Origin of the sequence: Mesorhizobium sp. Cs1299R1N1 (genome assembly GCF_037179655.1) — a bacterium.
GTDB lineage: Bacteria > Pseudomonadota > Alphaproteobacteria > Rhizobiales > Rhizobiaceae > Mesorhizobium > Mesorhizobium salmacidum.
On record NZ_JAPYKR010000010.1, the window covers coordinates 246248 to 262438 of the forward strand.

Annotated in this window: 18 protein-coding genes; 12 read left to right on the top strand and 6 right to left on the bottom strand. The window is 64.9% G+C overall.

The annotated features are described in order from the left end of the window. Positions 1-19 precede the first annotated feature (19 nt). The 6 genes from zwf (at position 20) to O7A70_RS22885 (ending at position 5796) form a co-directional block, all read left to right on the top strand. On the top strand, positions 20-1396 hold the full coding sequence (gene zwf, locus O7A70_RS22860; protein WP_337142455.1) for a glucose-6-phosphate dehydrogenase: 1377 nt from the start codon (positions 20-22) through the stop codon (positions 1394-1396). A 14-nt stretch (positions 1397-1410) separates the two neighbouring features. Next, positions 1411-2115 carry an ROK family protein gene (locus tag O7A70_RS22865; RefSeq protein ID WP_337142456.1) on the top strand — a complete coding sequence of 235 codons (705 nt, stop codon included), beginning with the start codon at positions 1411-1413 and terminating at the stop codon, positions 2113-2115. Between the two features lie 208 nt (positions 2116-2323). Beyond that, positions 2324-2788: a MucR family transcriptional regulator gene (locus O7A70_RS22870; protein WP_027144591.1), complete on the top strand. Its 465-nt coding sequence runs from the start codon at positions 2324-2326 to the stop codon at positions 2786-2788. A 205-nt stretch (positions 2789-2993) separates the two neighbouring features. Continuing rightward, entirely contained in the window at positions 2994-4094 is a 1101-nt protein-coding gene (locus O7A70_RS22875; protein WP_337142457.1) for an aminotransferase class I/II-fold pyridoxal phosphate-dependent enzyme, read from the top strand. A 160-nt stretch (positions 4095-4254) separates the two neighbouring features. Continuing rightward, positions 4255-5493, top strand: a complete 1239-nt coding sequence (locus O7A70_RS22880; protein WP_337142458.1) for an MFS transporter — start codon at positions 4255-4257, stop codon at positions 5491-5493. 72 nt (positions 5494-5565) lie between these two features. After that, positions 5566-5796 carry a hypothetical protein gene (locus O7A70_RS22885; RefSeq protein WP_140510236.1) on the top strand — a complete coding sequence of 77 codons (231 nt, stop codon included), beginning with the start codon at positions 5566-5568 and terminating at the stop codon, positions 5794-5796. A gap of 170 nt (positions 5797-5966) precedes the next feature. On the opposite strand, the gene O7A70_RS22890 is transcribed toward O7A70_RS22885, so the two are convergent. The 6 genes from O7A70_RS22890 to hemC all read right to left on the bottom strand — a co-directional run bounded on the left by O7A70_RS22890 (position 5967) and on the right by hemC (position 12065). Beyond that, complete coding sequence (locus O7A70_RS22890) at positions 5967-6683, bottom strand: glutamine amidotransferase (protein WP_337142459.1); 717 nt, start codon at positions 6681-6683, stop codon at positions 5967-5969. Between the two features lie 18 nt (positions 6684-6701). Then, entirely contained in the window at positions 6702-7181 is a 480-nt protein-coding gene (locus O7A70_RS22895) for a tellurite resistance TerB family protein (RefSeq protein WP_140510233.1), read from the bottom strand. 37 nt (positions 7182-7218) lie between these two features. Then, positions 7219-8811: a heme biosynthesis protein HemY gene (locus O7A70_RS22900; protein WP_337142460.1), complete on the bottom strand. Its 1593-nt coding sequence runs from the start codon at positions 8809-8811 to the stop codon at positions 7219-7221. A 10-nt stretch (positions 8812-8821) separates the two neighbouring features. Continuing rightward, positions 8822-10297: a COG4223 family protein gene (locus tag O7A70_RS22905; protein WP_337142461.1), complete on the bottom strand. Its 1476-nt coding sequence runs from the start codon at positions 10295-10297 to the stop codon at positions 8822-8824. Positions 10298-10407: 110 nt separating this feature from the next. Further along, positions 10408-11124, bottom strand: a complete 717-nt coding sequence (locus tag O7A70_RS22910) for a uroporphyrinogen-III synthase (protein ID WP_337142462.1) — start codon at positions 11122-11124, stop codon at positions 10408-10410. Between the two features lie 2 nt (positions 11125-11126). After that, entirely contained in the window at positions 11127-12065 is a 939-nt protein-coding gene (hemC, locus tag O7A70_RS22915) for a hydroxymethylbilane synthase (RefSeq protein ID WP_337142463.1), read from the bottom strand. A gap of 103 nt (positions 12066-12168) precedes the next feature. Between hemC and tsaD the strand changes: the two genes are divergently transcribed. Genes tsaD through O7A70_RS22945 form a run of 6 tightly spaced genes read left to right on the top strand, consistent with a single transcriptional unit; the run spans position 12169 to position 16187 of the window. Then, positions 12169-13254, top strand: coding sequence for a tRNA (adenosine(37)-N6)-threonylcarbamoyltransferase complex transferase subunit TsaD (tsaD, locus tag O7A70_RS22920; RefSeq protein ID WP_181166722.1), 1086 nt, complete (start codon positions 12169-12171; stop codon positions 13252-13254). Then, a complete protein-coding gene (locus O7A70_RS22925) occupies positions 13251-14273 on the top strand; it encodes an NAD(P)H-dependent glycerol-3-phosphate dehydrogenase (protein WP_337142464.1) in 1023 nt (340 codons plus the stop codon). The genes tsaD and O7A70_RS22925 overlap by 4 nt, the downstream gene beginning before the upstream one ends. A gap of 31 nt (positions 14274-14304) precedes the next feature. Continuing rightward, positions 14305-14601 carry a YciI-like protein gene (locus O7A70_RS22930; RefSeq protein WP_337142465.1) on the top strand — a complete coding sequence of 99 codons (297 nt, stop codon included), beginning with the start codon at positions 14305-14307 and terminating at the stop codon, positions 14599-14601. Positions 14602-14642: 41 nt separating this feature from the next. Continuing rightward, a complete protein-coding gene (locus O7A70_RS22935; protein WP_337107595.1) occupies positions 14643-15068 on the top strand; it encodes an EVE domain-containing protein in 426 nt (141 codons plus the stop codon). Continuing rightward, positions 15023-15748, top strand: a complete 726-nt coding sequence (locus O7A70_RS22940; RefSeq protein WP_337142466.1) for a class I SAM-dependent methyltransferase — start codon at positions 15023-15025, stop codon at positions 15746-15748. The genes O7A70_RS22935 and O7A70_RS22940 overlap by 46 nt, the downstream gene beginning before the upstream one ends. 22 nt (positions 15749-15770) lie before the next feature. Then, the gene (locus O7A70_RS22945; protein ID WP_140510216.1) at positions 15771-16187 is read left to right on the top strand and encodes a DUF1761 domain-containing protein; all 417 of its coding nucleotides are present in this window, start codon (positions 15771-15773) and stop codon (positions 16185-16187) included. The last annotated feature ends 4 nt before the right edge of the window (positions 16188-16191 follow it).

The window sequence follows — 16191 nt, forward strand, 5'->3', positions numbered from 1 at the left end:
CGGCCGGGGAGACGCAGACATGAGCCAGGAACGGTCCGACACGCTGGTGCTCTTCGGAGCGACCGGCGACCTCGCCCACAAGAAGATATTTCCAGCGCTTTACCAGATGGTCGCCAAAGGCACGCTTACCGAACCGGTGATCGGCGTCGCCTTCGATGCCTGGAACTTGAGGCAATTGCAGGACCGGGCTCGCGACGGCATCGTCAGCGCGCTCGGTGCTATCGACGAGAAGGTGTTCGCCAAGCTGGAGTCGCTGCTGCGCTATGTCAGCGGCGACTATCGCGATCCGGCCACCTTCGAGAAGCTGAAGAAGGCACTCGGCAGCGCCCAGCGGCCGCTGCACTACATGGCGGTGCCGCCGTCCATGTTCGAGACTGTCGTGCAAGGCCTGGAGCAGTCGGGCACCGCGCATGGCGCGCGGCTGATGGTGGAAAAGCCCTTCGGCCATGATCTGCAGTCGGCGCGCTGGCTGAACCGCGTGCTGCACCTCGTGTTCGACGAACAGTCGATCTTCCGCATCGACCACTATCTCGGCAAGGAAGCGATCCAGAACCTGCTCTATTTCCGCTTCGCCAACGCCTTGCTCGAGCCGATCTGGAACCGCAATTACGTCGAGAGCGTGCAGATCACCATGGCCGAGGACTTCGGCGTCGAAGGGCGTGGCCGCTTCTACGACGATGTCGGCGCTATCCGCGACGTCATCGAGAACCATCTGCTCAACATCCTGCTGCTCCTGGCCATGGAGCCGCCGGTCGGCCGCTCAGCCGACGATTTGATCGACGAGAAGGTGCAGGTGCTGCGCGCCATCCGGACATTGACGAAAGACGATGTCGTGCGCGGCCAGTTCACCGGCTATCTCGCCGAGCCCGGCGTGGCGCCGAACTCGCCGGTCGAGACCTTCGCGGCGGTGCGCTTCTTCGTCGACACCTGGCGCTGGCAGGACGTGCCGTTCTTCATCCGCGCCGGCAAGAACATGCCGGTGCATGTCACCGAGGTGGTGGTGCGGCTGAAGCGGCCGCCGCTCGACGTCTTCGATCCGATCAAGCCCACCGACCAGAATTACGTCCGTTTTCGCATCGACCCGCAGGTGACGATCGCCATCGGCGCCCAGCGCAAGGCGCCCGGCGACGACATGACCGGCGAGCAGGTGGAACTGACCGCGCTCGACGATTCGAAGGGCGACATGCCGCCCTATGAACGGCTGATCGGCGACGCCATGAACGGCAATGGCCAGCTCTTCACCCGCCAGGACGCCGCCGAACTGGCATGGCGCATCGTCGGTCCGGTGCTCGGCGACACCACGCCGCCGCATCTTTACGAGCCGAAGACGTGGGGACCGGCGGACGCCATGGCCGGCTTCGGGCCGCCCAATGGCTGGATTGATCCGGTGGCATGAACGGAGAGGACAGGATGGCCAAGGTGGCTGAGAAGGCTGCGTCGGACACCGGGCAGGTCGTCCTTTCGATCGATATTGGCGGGTCGCACGTCAAGATCCTGACCAGCGACGGTGGCACCGAGCGCCGGGCGGATTCCGGGCCTGACCTGACGCCACGGCAGATGATCGGCAAGGTGAAGAAGCTCGCCGAGGGCCTGTCCTACGACGTCATCTCGATGGGCTATCCGGGCCCTGTGCGCCACAACAAGCCGGTGCTCGATCCCATGAATCTCGGCAAGGGCTGGGCCGGCTTCGATTTCGCCGCTGAGTTCGGCAAGCCGGTCAAGGTGGTCAACGACGCGCTGATGCAGGCCCTCGGCAGCTATGAGGGCGGGCGCATGCTGTTCCTGGGCCTCGGAACCGGCCTCGGTGCGGCGATGGTCCTCGACAATGTCGGCCAGCCGATGGAACTCGCCCATCTCCCCTACAAAAAAGGCCAGAGTTTCGAGGACTATGTCGGCGAACGCGGCCTGGTAAAGCGCGGCAAGAAGAAGTGGCGCGGCTATGTCTTCGACGTCGTCAACCGGCTGCGCGCCGCCCTGCAGCCAGACTATGTCGTCATCGGCGGCGGCAATGTCGACAAGCTCGACGAATTGCCCCCCGACTCCAGGCGCGGTGACAACACACGCGCTTTCGAAGGCGGATTTCGTCTGTGGCGCGACAAGGCCTTGATCGTCTGATATTATTACAGTTTAGTATAGTTGTTCAAAATGGCGTGTGATGTCGCGCCGATAGATTGCTTTGTGCAGATTTGCCGACTAGGAAGTCAGCCCCACTACATCGCGTCGCGCGCGACGCACAAAGACGACGCACTTTAATTTTGCGCATCATCCTTTTTGAAAACGGCCCCATTTTCGAGGTCATGCGCCATGGATGGAGGAAAATAGATTGACCGACGAAAACAGCCACGCCAGCAAGACCCTCGACCTTCTCGAACTGACAGCCCATATCGTATCGGCCTATGTCGAGAAGAATCGCCTGCCTGCGTCCGGCCTTCCCGAGCTGATCGCCAGCGTCAGCGCCTCGATCAGCGGGCTCGGCCAGCCGGTCGCTCCGGTGGCGGCACCGCTGGTCCCCGCCGTCAACCCGAAGAAGTCGGTGACGCCGGATTTCATCATCTGCCTCGAGGACGGCAAGAAGTTCAAATCGCTGAAGCGTCATATCGGCGTGCATTTCGGCCTGACGCCGGACGCCTACCGCGCCAAATGGGGCTTGCCGTCGGACTATCCGATGGTCGCACCCAACTACGCCGCTTCGCGCTCGGAACTGGCGAAGTCGATCGGGCTCGGCCGCAAGGCCGTCGCGCCGGCGCCTGCCAAGTCGAAGGGCAGGAAGGCCAAGGTTTCGGCCTGAGCGGTTTCATCTGAGCCAATGTTTTGTCTGAAGCCTGCCGGCGATTCCGCCTTGGCAGGCTTCATGCTTTTGTGGCTTGGATGAACCAGACAAGCTTTGAGCAATTCCAGGAAAAGTGTGGTTTTCCGTCCGGAATTGCGTCTAGACAAGGGGATGGAGCTGTTTGCCGTTTCCGTGAAACGGTGAACCGCTCCGGGGGGAAGCGATGAACTACACCAGGATGGTGATCGAGAGAGAAGCTCCGGAGGAGTACGGCTATGAGCGTATCCGCTACAATCTCTCCGAAAGCTCGATTGCCGACCAGAAGCTCTCCGACATCGGCCTCTCGCTGCCCGACCTGACGCTCTTTTACGGCGAGCACCGCGGCGACAAGGTGTTGCGCGACCTGATCGCCGCGCAGGATGCCGGCATCGCGCCCGACGATGTGCTGGTCACAGCGGGTGCCGCCGGCGCGCTGTTCATCATCTCGACCTCGCTGCTGTCGGTAAGCGACCACCTCGTCGTCATCAGGCCCAACTACGCCACCAACATCGAAACCCCGAGGGCGATCGGCTGCGCCATCAGCTTCGTCGACCTGGTATTCGAGGAAGGCTTTGCCATCGACGTCGAGCGCATCAAGGCAGCGATGCGGCCGAACACCAGGATGATCAGCGTTACTTGCCCGCACAACCCGACCGGGACCATGATGAGCCGCGCCGATCTCGACGCGCTGGTCGCGCTCGCCGAGGCCAGTGGCTGCCATTTGCTGGTCGACGAAACCTACCGCGATCTTTCCTATGGCAAGCGCCTGCCAGTGGCGGCCTCCCTGAGCAAAAAGGCCATCAGCGTCTCGTCGCTGTCAAAAGCCTTCGGCATTCCCGGCATCCGCATCGGCTGGCTGATCACCAGGCATGCAGCCCTCCAGGAAAAATTCCTCGCCGCCAAGGAGCAGATCGGCATCTGCGGCAGCGTCATCGACGAAGGCATTGCGCGTGGCATGCTGGATCGCCGGGACGCGTTTCTGGCAAAGCTGCTTCCCGAAATGGCCAGACGCCGCGACATCGTCCAGGCCTGGATCGACCGCGAGCCGCTGGTCGACTGGGTGCGGCCTGAGGGCGGTGTCGTCGGTTTCCCGCGCCTCAATGTCGAGTCCAGCTTCGACCTCGACCGGTTCTATATCAGGCTGTTGGAAGACCACGGCACCTATGTCGGGCCCGGCCACTGGTTCGAGATGGAAAAGCGCTTCTTCCGCGTCGGCTTCGGCTGGCCGACGGAGGCCGAATTGAGAGGCGGATTGAACGCAATTTCGGCCGCGCTACGGCAGTAACTTCCGCGTGCGATCGACGACGCGGATCGAAAGTCTCTTGCTCCAAGCCTGTTTTTGACGCATATCCGCGCCGAATTTTACCAAGTTCCATTGGCCGGAACAGCGCCCATCCGGGAAGTGCCCCGCCAGCCGATGCCAAAGCAACCGGGGCCCCATCTTCATGATACCAGAACAAACTTTACCGGAGCAGCGTTACGCCGCTTTCCGGCACAAAGCCTTCCTCAGCTATTGGACGGCGCGCTTTCTCACCACCTTCGCGACCATGATCGTTTCCGTCGCCGTCGGCTGGCAGATCTATGACCTGACGCGCGATCCGTTCGATCTCGGCATTGTCGGCATTGTCCAGTTCCTGCCTTCGCTGTTGCTGGTGCTGGTCACTGGCGTCGTCGCCGACCGCTTCGGTCGCCGGCTGATCATGGCGCTGGCAACGGTGGTCGAGGCAGCCTGTGCGCTCGTTCTCCTGTACTTCACGCTGCGCGGCCTCGTCAGCCCGCTGCCGATCTTCGTCGTTCTGGCGCTATTCGGCATGGCGCGCGCCTTTTACGGACCGGCCTCGTCGTCGCTGTTCGCCAATCTGGTGCCGCCGGAAGATTTCGGCAATGCGATTGCCTGGAACTCCTCCGCCTGGCAGACGGCCACGATTGTCGGTCCAGTCGCCGGCGGCCTGCTCTATGGCGTCTCGGCCGAAGCCGCATACGCCGTCGCCTCTGTGCTGATGCTGGTGGCCGGCCTGCTGATCTTCACCATTCCCAAACCCGCCCAGCAAAGCGCCACCGACAAGCCGACGATGGAGACGCTATTTGCCGGCTTCCGCTACATCTGGAGCGAGAAGATCGTGCTCGGCGCCATCTCGCTCGATCTGTTCGCAGTGCTTTTGTCCGGCGCCTCGGCACTGCTGCCGGTCTATGCGCGCGACATTCTGCAACTCGGCCCCTGGGGCCTCGGCCTGCTGCGCTCGGCGCCCAGTGTCGGCGCCATCTGCGTCGCGGTATGGCTCGCCGGCCACCCGCTCCGCAACCACGCCGGCATCATCATGCTCGGCTCCGCCGCGGCGTTCGGCGCTTTCACCGTGCTGTTTGGCCTCTCGACCCTCACTTGGCTGTCGATCGCGGCGCTCGTCTTCCTCGGCGCCACCGACATGTTCAGCGTCTATATCAGGGAAACGCTGATCCAGCTGTGGACGCCCGACGAGGTGCGCGGCCGCGTCAACGCCGTCAACCAGGTCTTTGTCGGGGCGTCCAACGAATTGGGTGAGTTCCGTGCCGGCACCATGGCGGCGCTGATCGGCACGGTTCCGGCGGTCGTCATCGGCGGCGTCGGCGCCGTCGCGGTTGCCGGCTTGTGGGCCTATCTGTTCCCGGCGCTGCGCAAGGTGCGGCACCTCAAAGGACGAAACTGAAGGCTTCATCGGTATCGGCGGGCAGCGAATCTATGCTAAGCCGCCCGCCCAACCAACCAAAGGACGACACCTGTGAGCGAACCGACTGTGGCCGAGGCGACCGAAAGTATCTATGCGTCGCTTCGGGCGGACAATGCCGACATCGACGCACATATCGCGACGCTCAAGGCGGCGCTGGCACGAGAGGGGATAAAACAGGCGGTGTTCGATCCTGCCAAATTGGCGCAGAGCAACCGCTCGGGCCGTAAGTTGATGCAGGCTTATTTTCGGCAGCGCGGCGTGAGCGTGAGCTTTTCGGACTAGAGCGGTTCAGTGTTTGTTGGAATCGCCGAACCGCTCTAACTCTTTGTTTTCACGCAATTCCGGACGGAAAACCGCTACGCACTTTTCCTGGAATTGCTCTAATTTTCACGCGCCGAAAGCCGCCGGTCAGAAGTCGGCCGGATTTGGCCGCTCAGAGCACTGGTTCGACTCTACCGCGCCACCGGTCCGCCAAAAATCATCCGCAAGAACTCGTCGAGCCAGCGCTTCAGATGCATGTCCCAGATCAGCCGGCCGCCGAGATGGTCGCGGCCGGGCTGGGCGCCGGGCAGCTCGAAGCGGTGGGCGCCGCGCACCACCCAGCGCTGCATCATCACCCGGGTCAGTTCGCCATGGAACTGGATGCCCCAGGCATTGTCGCCGTAGCGGAAAGCCTGGTTGGGATAGGTATCGTTCGTGGCCAGCAGCATCGCGTCGCTCGGCAGCGAAAAGCCCTCGCGATGGAACTGGTAGACCATTTCGGGCCAGTGCATAAGTTTCTTGCCGGCTTCGGTCGCCTTCAGCGGATACCAGCCGATCTCGACCAACCCTTCACCATGGCCCTCGACCTTGCCGCCGAGATGATTGGCCAGCATCTGCGCGCCAAGGCAGATGCCGAGCAGCGGCCGGTTTTCCCTGAGCGGGATTTGCAGCCAGTTGGTCTCGCGGCGGACGAACTCGTCCTCGTCATTGGCGCTCATCGGCCCGCCGAACACCACCGCACCGGCATGACCATCCAGTGTTTCCGGCAAGGCGTCGCCGAGCGGCGGGCGGCGGATATCGAGATCGAAGCCTTCTTCCAGCAGCATGTGGCCGACGCGCCCGGGGCTCGAATTCTCCTGATGCAGCATGATCAGGATTTTTGGCCTCGGGCTCGTTCTGGGCGGCATCGTTGGACGAGATCCCGTCTATTCGTCGCTTGACGTCCCGCGGGCGCCCGGCACCTCGGCCGCGGCCTTGCGGCGCGCCTCGATCCGGTCATGGCGCTCGACGCCGATCAGCTCGGCGACCCGCCACACCGTATTGTCCTCGAGCTCATGCAGCTCGCCATCGGCATAGACGATCTCCCACATCAGGCCGATGAAGGCCTTGCGCCCCTCCGCGTCGAGATGGCGCTTGAGCACGCTGGTGAAGGCGTAGAGGTCGATCGCCTCGTTGTCGGCGCGCTCGCCTGCGGCGGCCAGCGCTTCGAGTTCGGCACCGTTGATCGAATAGCTCTGCGCCAGCACCGCCTTGAACCGCTCCCACTCGACATCCTGGCGAACGCCGTCGGCATTCATCACATGGTAGAGCAGCGCCGAAGCCGCGACGCGCGGGTCGTCCGTGCTGGTATGGCTGGCGGAGCCAGCCGGCAAATCCCTGAGAAACGACAGAACGCGCTCGAACATCAATTCATTCCCAAATGGCCCGATGGCCGGCCCAAAATCAAAACAGCCGGAACCGGCGTGGCGACTTTTCCGCCTCGTCGTCCGGATCGACGCCTGGATCGTCCGGCAGGCGCGCCAGTTCTTCCGCCGGCTCGACGGCCTCGGCATCGGCCGGCACCGCGGCAAAGGCGGCGGCCGTGACCGGGGTGACATGATCCTCGCGGCTTTCCGCGTCCTTGCCCGTCGCCTCGTTGCCCGAGGCGGCATGATCGATCACGTCGACCGGCTTTTCCGGCCTCGCCGGGGCCTCGATGGCCACTACCGGGGCATCCGGCTCATCGCGGCTGTCGATCAGTTGGCCAAGCCGCTCCATCGGCGCGCGCCATTCGAAGGCGTCGAGACGGCCGGTAACCGGCGATACCGGCGCCCAGCGCTCGGAGACGACGCCATCGGCCACCCAGGCCGGATCGCGCGGCGCCCGAACCGCCTTGGAGAGAAGCTGCCGCACCTTGCCCTGATCGCCGGTCTCGGCCTCCTCGATATCGGCAAGGAGCAGATAGGCACCCTCGCGGCGATCCATGCGGATCGCGGCTTCGGCCTCGCGCCTGGCGGTCGACAAATCCTGCGCGTCGAGCGCGGCACGCGCCACCGTCATCGACGATTCGGCGTGGTTCTTCTTCATCTCCTGCAGCTTCTTTGCCCGGTTGAGCCGATCAACCACGGCGTCACCCGGCCTTGCATGGGTATAGAGCTCCGCGATTTCGGGATGCGGCTCGGCCTTCCATGCTGCTTCGAGGATCTTCGAGCCCTTGCGTACGTCGTTCTGCTTGAACAGCGCCGCGGCGGCGGCAACGGCGGCGGGGGCGAAATCCGGCTGCAGTCTGTTAGCCTCGATCGCCGCTGTCCTGGCAGCCGCGGGATCGCTATCGGCGAGCGACTGCGCCTTGGCGGTCAACAGCACGGCGCGGCGGCGGTTGGCGGCGTCGCGTTCGATTTGCCGCGTCGACTTCTGCGCATCGACCAGTTTCAGCGCCCCGTCCCAGTCGCCGCGCGCGGTCAGCTCCTCCAACGTCGATTCGGCTGCCCAGGCCAGTTGCGGCGCCACGGCGGCGGCGCGGCCGGCATAGTGCCGGGCTGCGTTGCGGTCGCCCAGCCGCTCAGCCTCCAGGTAAAGCCCGCGCAGGCCAAGCAGCCGCATTTCGGGGTCGTCGAGCATGCTCTCGAACTTTTGGCGCGCGCCTTCATGATCGCCTTCGAGCAGCGATGCCTGCGCCTCGAGCAGATGGATCAGCGGCTCCTGGTCGGAGCGGATCAGCTTGGCTGCTTCCTTGGTCTTCTTGCGGGCCAGCGCCCCGTCGCCGGCGCCGGCGGCGATCATGCCGGTCGACAGCGCCTGATAGCCACGGTCACGGCGGCGCACGCGGAAATAGCGCGAGATCGTGTAGGGGCTGTTCCACAGCGACTTGATGAGCCACCAGACGATCATCACCGCCGCGACGACGGCAACGACGGCCACCGCCGCCACCATCAGGCTCACCTGGTACTGATAGCCGTTGAAGGTGACCACCATGTCGCCCGGGCGGTCGGCCAGCCAGGCAAAGCCCAGCCCGAGCGCGAAGACGACGACGAGGAAGGCGAGCAGGCGGATCATCGTGTTGCCCTCATGCCTTCATCGCGCCGGAGATCAGCGCGTCGACCTTGGTTTCGACCTCGATGCGGGCTTTCAGTTTGCCGGCAAAGTCGGCGCCCGCGGCCTTCACGGCTTGCGGCAACGTGTCATATTCGCTGAGTGCCTTGGCATAGTCGCCCTGAGTGACCGCAACCTCCATGCGCGCCACGGTTTCCGGTGCGCCGGCGCCTTCGACGGCACCGATCGGCCGGACCTTGACCAGCGATTCGGCGCTCGACATCAGGTTCTGCAGGAAGCCGGCATCCTGGTCGACCGGCGTGGCGGCGGCGACCATGGCATTGGCGGCCGCATCCATCTGCGAGGCGATCTCGGTGCGGGTCGGCACGCCTTTTTCGGCATAGGGGCGCAATGTCGCGAGCTGCGGCGCATCAGGCGAAATCGCGGCCAGCGTATCGAGTTCGGCCGAAAACGGCGCGCCACGATCGAGCGCGGCCTTCAGCGCCGAAGCCGCGATGGCGAGCGCGACCTTCGGCTGCGATGCCTGTGCATCGACCTTGCCGGAAAGCTGCGACACCGACTGTTCGAGCGCGGCGAGCCGGCCTTCCTGCGCCTTCGCCGCCTCGCCCGTCGACTTCACCAGCGCATCGAGAGCCGCCATTTTTTCGTTGAGCGGACCAAGATCGACCGGTGCCGTGCTGCCGGCCTTGCCGAGGGCCGCCACCGTGGTTTCGATCTGCTTGACCTTGTCGCCAAGTGCTGCAAGCCCGGCATTGTCGCCGGCGCCGCCCTGTTCGACCGCCGATTTCAGCGCCGCGACATCGCTCTTGACCTGGTCGAGCCCCGACGACAGGCCATCCACCCTGGCCGACGCACCATTGTTGTTGCCGGCTTCCCTCATGTCCGCGATTTCGCTCTTCAGCGAGGCGATCTCGCCATTGACACCAGCGAGCGAGGCACCGGGAGCGGATCCCGGCGCGCCGAGCAGGCCGGCAAATTGCAGCCCGCCGGCACCGACCAGCGCGATGACACCGCCGATGATGCCGGCGGCGATGCCGTTGAGGCCGCCCCGCTTCGGCTGCACTTTCATCGGTTCGCTCCTTGCGTCGGCTTTTCCGGAAGCCGCCTTGGTCTCGGCGGTTTTGGCGGTTGCATCCTCAAAATTATAGTCGGAAGCCTTGGCGCGGTTGGCGGGAGTATCCGAACCGGGATAAGGCATTTCCGGCTCAGCGGTCTTGGCCTCGGCATGCGGTGGCGAATCCGTGCCAGATTGCCCGGCGGCATCGCCATGCTCCCAGGGTTCGAGATCCGCCTGATCGGCATGCACCGGCTCTTCCGGGGGCTCTGGCTGCGAGGCATTCGCTGCTTCCTCGGCCTTCGCCTCGTCCGTCTGGGCGATATCCTTGGCGGCATCCCCGTCGACGATGCGCGAGACGGCGCCCGGATCGAGGTCGATGGTCACCGGATCGCGGCGGCCTTTCGAGTGTCGCATCTTCGGCGTCTTGACCATGCATGGGCTCCGCAAAATTCGCTTCGTCTCAACGCCCGGCGGCGCGTGATGGTTCAGAAAGGGTCTAGCACATCACCAAGCGGTGAAAAGGGGCGGTGTGATGACGCGGGTCAGGGCCGTGCCCGCAAAAGTGCCAGCAGCGCCTCCTCGTCGGATCGTGCGGCGACGCGGATTGCTTTGCCGGCACTGTCGCCGAAGGCGGCGGCGATGCGCGCGGAAAGGACAAAAACCCGCGTCTTTTCAAAGACCTTTTGCAGGGCAGGCCGGCTGGCCAGGACCTGCATCGCGGCAGCGGCCTTGGCCGAATAGAGCAGCACCGCATCGACGGATTGGCCTGCTATCAGCGGAAGAATCGCTTCGTCCGAATAGCTCACCGCAATCGTGTCATAAGTCTCGACGGCATGGACCTGGACGTGAGCAGCTTTCAGCTTCTGTTCGAAGGCGGGAAACCGCACGCGCCCGCAGAGATAGACGATCGCTCTACCGGAAAACGCGATCCCCATGCCCGCGGCCAGCGCCTCGGCATCGCCAGGCCCCTCGCTGACCGAGAGAAAGCCGGCTTCGCGCGCCGCCTCCGCTGTCCTCTTGCCGACAGCACGGCAAGGCAGGTTGGACAGCACCGCCATCAGATCTCCAGGGGCATGGCGCACCGCATTGGCGCTGGTGATGGCAACGGCGGCCACATCGTTCGGAACCGCCTTGGCATCGACCGGCAGTGCCATCGTCTCCGTCAATGGCAGCAGAAGAGGCTCAAAACCCATCTCCTCCAGCTTTCGCGCCGTGCGCGACGCACCCGGCTCCGGTCTGGTGACCAGGACGCGAAGCATTTTCAGAGCCAACCGTCGAAGAACTTTTCGCCGGCCCTGGCGCGAACTGTCCGTGCGGCATCAGCCCCAATTTCCGCCGCGTCCGCGGCCTCGCCTTCCAGCCGGACGTCATGCCACTCCGTGCCGTCGGGCGAGATGATCAGCCCGGCAAAGGACAGTTTCCCGCCTGATACCGTCGCATGGCCGGCGATCGGTGTGCGGCACGAGCCGTCGAGCGCGGCGAGAAACGCGCGCTCGCAGGCCAAGGCCTGGCCGGTCGGCGCGTGATGGATCGCCGCAAGCATGTTCTCGATTTCACGGTCGCCGACGCGTGTTTCGATGCCGATCGCGCCTTGTCCCGGCGCCGGCGGAAAATCCTCCAGCGACATCAGGTCGGTGATCACGCCTTCGAGCCCGAGCCGCTTCAGCCCGGCATAGGCGAGGATGGTGCCCTCGGCGATGCCTTCATCCAGCTTGCGCAGCCTCGTCTGCACATTGCCGCGGAACATCACCACCTCGAAATCCGGCCGCATCCGGCGGATCAGCGCCTGGCGACGGAGCGACGACGATCCGACCTTGGCGCCATGCGGCAGATCGGCGATCCGCTTGACCGCCTTGCCTATGAAAGCGTCGCGCGCGTCTTCGCGCGGCAGGAAAGTGGAGAGCTCCAGTCCGTCAGGAAGCATCGTCGGCATGTCCTTCGACGAATGCACGGCGATGTCTATACGACCGTCGAGCAGCGCTTCCTCGATTTCCTTGGTGAACAGGCCCTTGCCGCCGGCCTCCGACAGTGGCCGGTCCTGAATACGGTCGCCGCTGGTCGAGATGGGCACCACTTCAAACGCCTGCTCGGGAAGGCCATGCGCTTTCATTAGCCGCACACGTGTCTCATGCGCCTGGGCGAGCGCCAGCGGGCTGCCGCGTGTTCCGATTTTCCGTGTTCCGATTTTCAAAGTTTGCATGGCGCGCGGTCCGTGATAACCCCCGAGCGAAATCGAGGTCTTGCCGGCCTTTTCCTAATGGGGAATAGCCACATAAACAATCTCTTGGGATAGCGACGAATTGATCCGCGTTCTGGGCATTGAGACGAGTTGCGACGAGACCGCCGCCAGCGTCGTGGCGCTGGAGGGCGATGCCGCGCCGAAAATCCTGTCCAATATCGTGCTCTCCCAGATCGAGGAGCATGCCGCCTTCGGCGGTGTCGTGCCGGAGATCGCCGCGCGCGCCCATGTCGAGGCGCTGGACGGCATCGTCGAGGCGGCACTCGCCGATTCGGGCGTGGCGCTTGCCGATATCGATGCGATCGCCGCGACCGCCGGACCGGGCCTCGTCGGCGGGCTGATCGTCGGCCTGATGACGGCCAAGGCTATCGCGGCGGCGGCCGGCAAGCCGCTGATCGCCGTCAATCACCTCGAAGGCCACGCCTTGACGGCGCGGCTGACCGACGGCCTGGAATTCCCCTATCTCTTGCTGCTGGTCTCCGGCGGCCACACGCAGATCCTCGCCGTGCGCGGCGTCGGCGACTACCAGCGCTGGGCCACCACCATCGACGACGCGCTCGGCGAAGCCTTCGATAAGACCGCCAAAATGCTCGGCCTGCCCTATCCCGGCGGTCCTAACGTCGAGAAGGCGGCGCTGTCGGGCAATGCCTCGCGCTTTGCGTTTCCGCGGCCGATGAAAGGCTCGGCACAGCCCGATTTCTCGTTTTCCGGTTTGAAGACCGCCGTGCGCCAGGCGGCAACCGCGATCGAGCCCTTGAGCGACCAGGATGTCGCCGACATCTGCGCCTCGTTCCAGGCGGCGGTCGCCGATGCGCTCGCCGACCGCGTTTCTCGCGCCCTGGCACGCTTTCGCAAGACATTCCCTGGCACCAAAAACCCGGCGCTGGTCGTCGCCGGCGGCGTCGCCGCCAACCGCGCCATCAAGGCGACGCTGGAGCGGCTATGTACCGAGAATGGTTTCACCTTCGTCGCGCCGCCGCTGAAATTGTGCACCGACAATGCCGCGATGATCGCCTGGGCCGGCATCGAGCGCCTGCGCGAAGGCATGGCGCAGGAGAACGGCTTCGATTTCGTGCCGCGCTCGCGCTGGCCGCTGGATAGCGTCTCGACGCCAATGGTCGGCTCCGGCCGGCGCGGAGCCAAGGCATGACCGATCAAGCCATGAAGAGCGAGGGCCCCGGCAAAAGCGGCTGGCGTGTCGCCGTGCTCGGCGGCGGCGCTTGGGGCACGGCGCTGGCGCTGGCCATGCTGCGCGCCGGCCACTCGGTACGGCTGTTCGCGCGTGACCCTGAAACCGTGGCCTCGATCGGTCGTGGCGAGAACCCGCGCTATCTCCCGGGCATTGCCATCGCGCCCGGTGTAGACGCGACGAGCGACATCGAGGCAGCGCTCACTGGGGCCGATTGCGTGCTGGCGGTGACGCCTGCGCAAGCGTTGCGGGCGACGCTGGCGGCCGCGAAGGATCATATGCCGGCTGGCATTCCACTCGTGCTTTGCGCCAAGGGCATCGAGCGCGACACAGGCGCCTTGCTGTCGGCAATCGCCGCGGAAATCCTGCCGCGAAACGCGGTCGCCGCCCTGTCGGGGCCAAGCTTCGCCAGCGACGTCGCCCGCGGTCTGCCGACGGCGGTGGTTGTGGCTGCCGGCGACGAGGCGCTAGCGGCCGACCTTGCCGCCCGTTTCTCGGCTGAAAACCTGCGCTGCTATTCGAGCGACGACCTGATCGGCGTCGAAATCGGCGGCGCCTTGAAGAACGTCTTCGCCATCGCCGCCGGCGCCGTCACCGGTGCCGGGCTCGGCGCCAGCGCCCAGGCCGCCATGGTCACGCGCGGCTTCGTCGAGCTGCGCCGCATCGGTGCCGCCTTCGGCGCCAGGCCCGAGACCTTGATGGGGCTTTCCGGCCTTGGCGACCTGCTACTCACCTGCTCGTCGACGCAATCGCGCAATTTCGCCTACGGGCTGGCGCTCGGGCAAGGCAAGGCGCTTTCCGGACTGCCGCTGGCCGAGGGCGTGCCGACCGCGGCGATCGCCGCCCGCATCGCCGCCGAGCGCAATATCGATGCGCCGATCATCGCCGCCGTGGCCGCCATACTGGATGGCACGATCACCATCGGCCAGGCCGTGACGGCCCTGATGACCCGGCCGCTGAAGACCGAAACCAACGATTGATCCCCTGATCCAACCACCCAGGAGAAAGACCATGCTGTTTGCTCTGATTTGCAAGGACACGCCCGGAAGCCTGCAGGTGCGCCTCGACACGCGGCCCGAGCACGTCGCCTTCCTCGAAGGGCTGAACAGCGACAAGAAGCTGGCCTTTGCCGGTCCGTTCCTCGACGCCGACGGCAAGCCAGACGGCAGCCTCGTGGTCGTCGAGGCGCCCGATCTGGCTGGTGCGCAAGCCTTGTCGGCCGCTGACCCCTATGCCAAGGCCGGCCTGTTCGAAAGCGTCGAAATCCGCCAGTGGAACTGGACGTTCAACAAGCCGGCGGCTAGTTAAATCCGGTCGCCCGCGACCGGGCCGCAAGGAGAGGAGAAAAAATGAACTACTGGCTGTTCAAATCCGAACCCTCGGTTTTCTCCTTCGAGGCGTTGAAGGCCAAGGGCAAGGCCGGCACGCAATGGGACGGCGTGCGCAACTACGCCGCCCGCAACAACATGAAGGCCATGCAGATCGGCGATCTCGGCTTCTTCTACCATTCCAATGACGGGCTGAACGTGGTCGGCATCGCCGAGGTCTGCGCTCTGGCCCATCCCGACACCACATCGGATGATCCGCGCTGGGAGTGTGTCGACATCCGCGCCGTCAGGGACATGCCGAACCCGCCGACGCTGGAAGAAGTCAAGGCCAATCCAAAACTGGCCGAGATGGCGCTGGTGCGGCTCGGACGGCTTTCCGTGCAGCCGGTGACCCCGGCCGAATGGAAGGAAGTCTGCCGCATGGGCGGCCTGACGCCCGCGCCGTGACGGCACTCACCCCCGACAGCGCCAGGCAGTTCATCCTCGACAACACGGCGCTGATGGCACCGCCGCATGTACCGGAGATTCTTCTCCACCTCGCCGACGAAGCGCATGATCTTTGGCAGCGGACCGAGGACGAACTGGTCGAGATCGGCCTGCCGCCACCCTTCTGGGCTTTCGCCTGGGCCGGCGGCCAGGGCCTCGCCCGCTATGTCATCGACAATCCTGATATGGTGCTAGGCAAGCGCGTGCTCGACTTCGCCTCGGGCTCCGGGCTCGTCGCCATCGCCGCCGCCAGGGCGGGGGCTGCCGAGATAACCGCTGCCGACATCGACCCGTTCTGCGCCACCGCGATCCGGCTCAACAGCGACGCCAACGGCGTCATGAACAAATTCCTCGGCACGGACTGTATCGGCACCGATGCGGATTGGGATGTGATCCTGGCTGGCGACGTCTTCTACGACAAACCCTTCGCCGACCGGCTGATGCCGTGGTTTTCGGCGCTCAAACGGCGTGGCGCCGAGGTCCTGATCGGCGATCCCGGCCGGTCCTATCTGCCGCGATCGGGGCTTGAGCCGCTTGGCGTCTACCAGGTGCCGGTGACAAGGGCGCTCGAGGATGCCGAAGTCAAGCGCACGACCGTGTGGCGACTGCTTGACGCCATCGCCGAACAGGCGTTTCCATAAAGCCGCACAGGAGGGGGAACTCATGGATTTTTCAGCAGTGAACTGGATCGCGGTGGTCGCCGCCGCCGTCGTCGCATGGCTGTTCGGCGCCGCGTGGTACATGGCGTTGAGCAAGCCCTGGCTGAAGGCTGTCAAGCTCGATCCGGCGACGATGAAGAAATCGCCGCTGCCCTTCGTCATCTCCTTCATCGCCGAGCTGCTGATGGCCTACATCATGGCCCTGGTCGTCGGCGCGATGACGGGTGGTGAGCCGACCTGGCTGGCCGGGCTGATCTTCGGCTTCGTGCTTTGGCTGGGTTTCGTCGCCACGACGCTGTCGGTCAACCATCGCTACGAGAATTTCGGCTGGGACCTGACCCTCATCGACGGCGGCCATTGGCTGGGCGTGCTGCTGATCATCGGCGCGGTGATCGGCTGGTTCGGCGCCGCGGCGAGTTGAGATA